The sequence below is a fragment of the Mesorhizobium sp. M2C.T.Ca.TU.002.02.1.1 genome (genome assembly GCF_003997225.1).
On sequence record NZ_RZTO01000303.1, the window covers coordinates 1 to 6,593 of the forward strand.

At 68.5% G+C, this 6,593-nt stretch carries 4 protein-coding genes; 3 read left to right on the forward strand and 1 reads right to left on the reverse strand.

The annotated features are described in order from the left end of the window. The coding region (gene smc, locus EOD07_RS17295; RefSeq protein WP_127236329.1) for a chromosome segregation protein SMC at positions 1 to 3,040 on the forward strand (3,040 nt) is incomplete at its 5' end. Positions 3,041 to 3,060: 20 nt separating this feature from the next. Here smc and EOD07_RS17300 read toward each other — a convergent pair. Continuing rightward, positions 3,061 to 3,993 carry an aldose 1-epimerase gene (locus EOD07_RS17300; RefSeq protein ID WP_127236330.1) on the reverse strand — a complete coding sequence of 311 codons (933 nt, stop codon included), beginning with the start codon at positions 3,991 to 3,993 and terminating at the stop codon, positions 3,061 to 3,063. Between the two features lie 50 nt (positions 3,994 to 4,043). Here EOD07_RS17300 and EOD07_RS17305 point away from each other — a divergent pair, with 50 nt between their 5' ends. Continuing rightward, entirely contained in the window at positions 4,044 to 4,838 is a 795-nt protein-coding gene (locus EOD07_RS17305) for a FadR/GntR family transcriptional regulator (RefSeq protein WP_245470192.1), read from the forward strand. Further along, the gene (locus EOD07_RS17310; RefSeq protein ID WP_127236331.1) at positions 4,832 to 6,559 is read left to right on the forward strand and encodes an IlvD/Edd family dehydratase; all 1,728 of its coding nucleotides are present in this window, start codon (positions 4,832 to 4,834) and stop codon (positions 6,557 to 6,559) included. Before EOD07_RS17305 ends, EOD07_RS17310 begins: the two co-directional genes overlap by 7 nt. Positions 6,560 to 6,593 lie beyond the last annotated feature (34 nt).

Consider the following 6,593-nt stretch of genomic DNA (forward strand, 5'->3'; position numbering starts at 1 on the left):
GTCCATGGTCGGCCAGGGCCGCATCGGCGAGCTGATCCAGGCAAAGCCGCAGGCCCGCCGAGCGCTGCTCGAGGAAGCCGCCGGCATTTCCGGCCTGCACACGCGCCGGCATGAGGCGGAACTCCGGCTCAAGGCCGCCGAGCAGAACCTGGAGCGGCTGGACGATGTCGTCGGCGAACTGGAAGGCCAGATCGACAGCCTGAAGCGCCAGGCGCGCCAGGCCTCGCGCTTCAAGAACCTGTCGGCCGACATCCGCAAGGCGGAAGCGACGCTCTTGCATCTGCGCTGGACGCTGGCCAAGACCCAGGAAGGCGAGGCGCGATCCGCGCTCGCCGTCGCCACCACGCTGGTCGGTGACCGCGCCGCCGCCCAGATGGCGGCCGCACGAGAGCAGGGCATCGCCGCGCACCGGCTGCCGGACCTGCGCGACGCCGAAGCCGCCGCGGCCGCCGCCTTCCAGCGCCTGTCGATCGCCAAGACCCAGATCGAGGAAGAGGCCGGCCGCATCCGCGCCCGCCAGACCGAGCTCGAACGCCGCCTGCAGCAGCTCGACGCCGACATCGCCCGCGAGGAGCGGATGGTGCGCGACAATGCCGACATCCTCGAACGCCTGCGCGCCGAGGAAGCCGAGCTCAATTCCGACAATGCAGGCGCCGCCGAGCGCGAAGCCACCACGCGCGCCGCTTTCGAGCAGGCGGGTGCTACGCTGTCGCAAAGTGAAGCGAAACTTGCCGCGCTGACCGCCGAACGGGCCGAGGCGGCCGCCTCGCGCCACCAGATCGAGCGCAGCCTGCGCGAGACCGCCGAGCGTCGCGACCGCTTCGCCCGCCAGCTCGCCGAGGTCGACCGCGAGCTTTCCGACATCGTCGGGCGTATTGCCGGCCTGCCCGATCCGGCCGAGAAGCGGCTGCTGGTCGAGGATGCGCTTGCCCGGCTGGAAGAGAGCGAGGCAGGCGCCATTGCCGCCGAGCAGGCTGTCGCCGAGGCGCGCGCGGCCGAAAGCGCCGCAAGGCCGCCCCTGCAGGACGCCAGGGCGGAGCTGGCGCGCATCGAGACCGAGGCGCGCACGTTGGCGAAAATCCTCAACGCCACCAGCGGCGGCGATCTTTTCCCGTCGGTGCTGGAGCAGATCAGCGTCGAGCGCGGCTACGAAACCGCGCTTGGCGCGGCCCTTGGCGAGGACCTCGATGTCCCGCTCGACCGCAGCGCTCCGGTGCATTGGGGCGAGAGCGCGGTGCAGCCCGGCGATGCGGCGCTGCCCGAAGGCGTGAAGAGCCTGGCAAGCGTCGTGCGCGCGCCGGCGCAGCTTGCGCGCCGCCTGGCTCAGATCGGCATCGTCGAGGCCGCCGATGGACGCCGTCTTCAAGCGTTGCTGGCGCCCGGTCAGCGGCTGGTCAGCCGCGATGGCGCGCTGTGGCGCTGGGACGGCCTGACCGCGAGCGCCGACGCCCCGACTGCCGCCGCGCTGAGGCTGGCGCAGAAGAACCGCCTGGCCGAGCTCGATGCCGAAGCCGTGCAGGCGACGCGCGTGGTGCGCGAGGCTGAGGAAGCATTGGCGCGCGCTGAGCAGGCGATGCGCCAGGCAAGCGAGGCCGAGCGCAATGCGCGTCAGGCCGGACGCGAGGCCCAGCATGCGCTGGATGCCGCCCGCAACGCGCTGGCCGAGGCCGAGAAGGCCGGCGGCGAGCTGGTGAGCCGCCGCGCTGCTCTGGACGAAGCCCGTGCCCGCATCGTCGACAGCCATGAGGAGACACAGGCCGCTTTCCTCGAAGCCGAGGAGATGCTGAAGGACGCGCCCGATCTCGGCGACCTGCAGCTGCAGCTCGAACAGGCCTCCGCCAACGTCTCGCGCGACCGCGCCACGCTTGCCGACGCGCGCGCCGTGCATGATGGACTGCGGCGCGAGGCAGAGGCGCGGATGCGCCGGCTGGACGCCATCGGCGCCGAGCGCAAGAACTGGCTGGAGCGCGCCGAAAACGCCTCGACGCAGATTGCCGCCCTCGGCGAGCGCAAGGCCGAGGCCGAAGCCGAGCGCGAGCGGCTGGCCGATGCGCCGGACGAGATCGACGCCAAGCGCCGCGCGCTCTTGACGCAACTTTCCGAGGCCGAGGCGCTGCGCCAGGCGGCAAGCGACCGCCTGCAGGAAGCGGAAAACCAGCAGGCCGAATTCGACAAGGCGGCCACCGCCGCCATCCAGTCGCTTGCCGAGGCGCGCGAAACCCGCGTCCGCGCCGAAGAACGGCTCACCGCCGCCGACGAGCGCCGCGCCGAGGTCGAGGCGCGCATCCAGGAAGCGCTGAACACGCCGCCGCACCTCGTCATCCAGCATACCGGGCTCAAGGCCGACGATCCGATGCCGGACATGGCCGAGATCGAGCGCCAGCTCGACCGGCTGAAGATCGAGCGCGAGCGGCTCGGCGCCGTCAATCTGCGCGCCGAGGAAGAGCAGAAGGAGCTGTCGGACAGGCTGGAGACCATCGTCTCCGAGCGCGAGGACATCATCGAGGCGATCCGCAAGTTGAGGCAGGCGATCCAGAGCCTCAACCGCGAGGGCCGCGAGCGGCTGCTGTCGGCCTTCGAGGTCGTCAATGGTCATTTCCAGCGGCTGTTCTCGCATCTCTTCGGCGGCGGCACGGCCGAGCTGCAACTGATCGAGTCGGAAGACCCGCTGGAAGCGGGGCTGGAAATCCTCGCCCGTCCGCCAGGCAAGAAGCCGCAGACCATGACGCTGCTTTCGGGTGGCGAGCAGGCGCTGACCGCGATGTCGCTGATCTTCGCCGTCTTTCTGACCAATCCGGCGCCGATCTGCGTGCTCGACGAGGTCGACGCGCCGCTCGACGACCACAATGTCGAGCGCTTCTGCAACCTGATGGAAGAGATGGCGAAGACCACGGAAACCCGTTTCGTCATCATCACCCACAACCCGATCACCATGGCGCGCATGGACCGGCTGTTCGGCGTCACCATGGCCGAACAGGGCGTCAGCCAGCTGGTCTCGGTCGACCTGCAGGCGGCCGAGGCGATGCGCGAGGCGAGCTGACCTAGCCGGCCCGCCCGAGGCTATCGCGCCGAGATCGTTTCCGACGGCACGAAGCGGACGCTTGCCGACCGGCTCTCACCGGGTGCGAGCACCATGCAACCTGCGTCTTCCTCCAACCGATTGAAGGCGTCGGTGATGTTGCTGACCGGCTCGGCGCAGAAGAAGGGCTCGCCTGGTGGTGTGTAGAGCACCAGGAAATCGAGCGGCGCTTCGGCCTCGATGTCCAGCAGCCGTTCTTCATCCGGCCAGGTGATGCGCGCTCGGCGCGTCCATCCGGTGAAGACGGTGTCGAACGCGGCCTCGGCGACGTCGAAGCCTGTGGTCGGGTCAGCGCCCGCGGGCGGCGGAACGTGGCGTGTGGGCAGAACCTCGGCGTCGGTTTCCCACATCCCCGTGACACCGGCCTGGATATGCGTCCATGGGGTGGCGGGAAAGTATGGATGAAGTCCGAGCCCGGCCGGCATGGGCGTATCCGAGAGGTTGCGCAACGAGATCCGGATGCTCAGGCAGCCCCGTACGAGTCCGATCCTCTGCTCGGCCTCGTAGCTCCATGGCCAGGAATCGGCATCATGACGATAGCGCAGGACCGCGCTGGCTTGCTGGTGCCCTGCCAGCGTCCACGCACGGCGCCAGCCATGGCCGTGCTCATAATGCGGATCGTCGGGCCGCGTCGGCAACTCGATGGTCCGGCCGGCGAAGCTGAAACGGCCGCCTCTTATGCGATTGGAATAGGGGACGAGCGGGAAGCAGGCCATGGCGCCGGCGTCGCGGCCGGCGAGCGCGGCGGGGCCGGCGGGACGCAGCCAGTCGATGGCATGCCCGTTATTCTCCCAGCGATACGACGCCAGCGCGCCGCCGATGGCCGGGGCGATCTCTACCGTCGCCAGGCCATCGGCGATCGTGACCAGCCCTTCGCGCCCGCCGGCGCCGCTTATTTCAAAATTCCCGTCCATCTTCTCCCCGATGCCTTGACTCTCGTCGCTGCCTGGATAAGACATATCATATGAATAGTATGAAGAATACGAAATCCTTCAGCATCGCTCGCACGTCGCGGGTGGTCGCCGCGGTTGCCAGCGGCTCCACGGCGCTGCATGCGACGGTCGTCGAGCAGATCGGGTTGCGCATCGTGCAGGGCGATTTCCTGCCCGGCGAGGCGCTGCCCAATGCCGACGATTCCAGTGAGATGCTGGGCGTCAGCCGCACCGTGCTGCGCGAGGCGATCAAGGTCCTGGCGGGCAAGGGGCTGGTCGAGTCGCGGCCGAAGACCGGCACGCGGGTGCGCCCGCGCTCCGACTGGAATTTCCTCGATCCGGACGTGCTTTCATGGCGCTACGCGGCGGGTGTCAGCGCCGAGGACGTCACTGCCCTTTTCGAGCTGCGCCGGGCGATCGAGCCGATGTCGGCCGCGCTCGCGGCCAAGCGCGCGACGCCAGCGCAGCTTGCCGATCTCAACGCCGCGCTAGCCGAAATGGAAGCCGTGGGCGACGACGGCGACCGCTTTGCCAAGCCCGACCTCGTCTTCCATCAGACCATCCTGCGCATGACGGGCAATGAGTTGATCGGCTCGCTGGCGGCGCTGGTGGAGACGGCGCTGGTGATGAGCTTCCGCCTCTCCAATGACAATCCGGAGGGGCAGCGCCACTCGCTGCCGCTGCACCGCGAGGTGGCCGAGAAAATCGCCGCCGGCGATGGGCGCGGCGCGCAGCAGGCGCTTCTCGTCCTCATCGACAACGCCGAGGAAGACGTTCGCCGCAGCGTCGAGAACCGCAACAGGCGCCGCGAGGAGCAGAGATCGTGAGCGAAAGACGGAAGCTGCGGTCGACGGCATGGTTCGGCGGCGAAGGCAAGAATGCCTTCATGCACCGCAGCTGGATGAAGAACCAGGGCATCCCGGACGATGCGTTCGACGGTCGCCCAGTGATCGGCATCTGCAACACCTGGTCGGAATTGACCCCGTGCAACGCGCATTTGCGGGCGCTCGCCGATCACGTCAAGCGCGGCGTCTATGAGGCCGGCGGCCTGCCGGTCGAATTTCCGGTGACATCGCTCGGCGAAAGCAACATGCGCCCGACCGCGATGCTGTTCCGCAATCTGGCGAGCATGGACGTCGAAGAGTCCATTCGCGGCAACCCCATCGACGGCGTCGTGCTCATGGTCGGCTGCGACAAGACCACGCCGTCGCTGCTGATGGGCGCGGCCTCCTGCAACCTGCCGACCATCGCCGTGTCGGGCGGTCCGATGCTGAACGGCAAGTTCCGCGGCCAGGACATCGGCTCCGGCACCCATGTCTGGAAATTCGCCGAGGACGTGAAGGCGGGGCGCATGAAGGTCGAGGACTTCCTCGCCGCCGAGCAGGGCCAGAGCCGGTCGGCCGGCAGCTGCATGACCATGGGCACCGCTTCCACCATGGCCAGCATGGTCGAGGCGCTGGGCATCGGCATGCCGGACAATGCCGCCATACCGGCGGTCGACTCGCGCCGTGGCGTGCTTGCGCAGCTCGCCGGACGGCAGATCGTCGACCTTGTGCACAAGGACGTGACGATATCGCGGATCCTCACCCGGCCGGCCTTCGAGAACGCCATCCGGGTCAACGGCGCCATCGGCGGATCGACCAACGCGGTGCTGCACCTCATAGCGATCGCGCATCGCGTCGGCGTCGATCTCAGCCTTGACGACTGGGATCGTCTCGGCCGCGATGTGCCGACCATCGTCGATCTGATGCCGTCGGGCCGGTTCCTGATGGAAGATTTCTACTACGCCGGGGGGCTCGCTGCGGTCATGGCGTCGCTGGATGGGGCGGGGTTTCTCCACCGCGACGCCATGACCGTCAGTGGAAAGACGATCGGCGAGCTGGTCGACGGCGCGCCGAACTACAACAGCGAGGTGATCCGGCCGCTCGACCGGCCGCTTACCAGGGAAGGCGGCATATCGGTGCTGCGCGGCAACCTTGCGCCCAATGGCGCCGTCATAAAGCCCTCGGCGGCGACGCCGGCGCTGATGCAGCACCGGGGCAGGGCGGTGGTCTTCGAGAATATCGAGCACTATTACGCCCGCATCGACGACCCGGATCTCGACATCGACGCCTCATCGGTGATGGTGCTCAAGAATTGCGGCCCGCGCGGCTATCCGGGCATGGCCGAGGTCGGCAACATGCCGCTGCCGGCGAAGCTCCTGAAACAGGGCGTTTCCGACATGGTCCGCATCTCCGATGCGCGCATGAGCGGCACCGCATACGGCACCGTGGTCCTGCATGTTGCTCCCGAGGCTGCGGCGGGTGGCGCGCTTGCCCTGGTTCGCGACGGCGATCTCATCGATCTCGACGTGGCCGGCCGGCGTCTCGAATTGCTGGTTTCCGAAGAGGAGCTTGCCACCCGCCGCCGCGACTGGAAGCCGCCGGCGCCGCCCGAGGGCGGCTACCAGAGCCTCTATGTCGAGCGCGTCCTGCAGGCCGACCAGGGTTGCGATTTCGATTTCCTTGTCGGGCGCCGCGATGCCGGCATCCCCCGCCATTCGCATTAGGTGCCGCAATGAACGACCAGACCGGTACCTATGC

Excerpts from the sequence above, each read along its gene's own strand:
- EOD07_RS17300 (WP_127236330.1), bottom strand. The coding sequence starts at position 3,993 with ATGGACGGGAATTTTGAAATAAGCGGCGCCGGCGGGCGCGAAGGGCTG.
- EOD07_RS17305 (WP_245470192.1), top strand. The coding sequence starts at position 4,044 with ATGAATAGTATGAAGAATACGAAATCCTTCAGCATCGCTCGCACGTCG.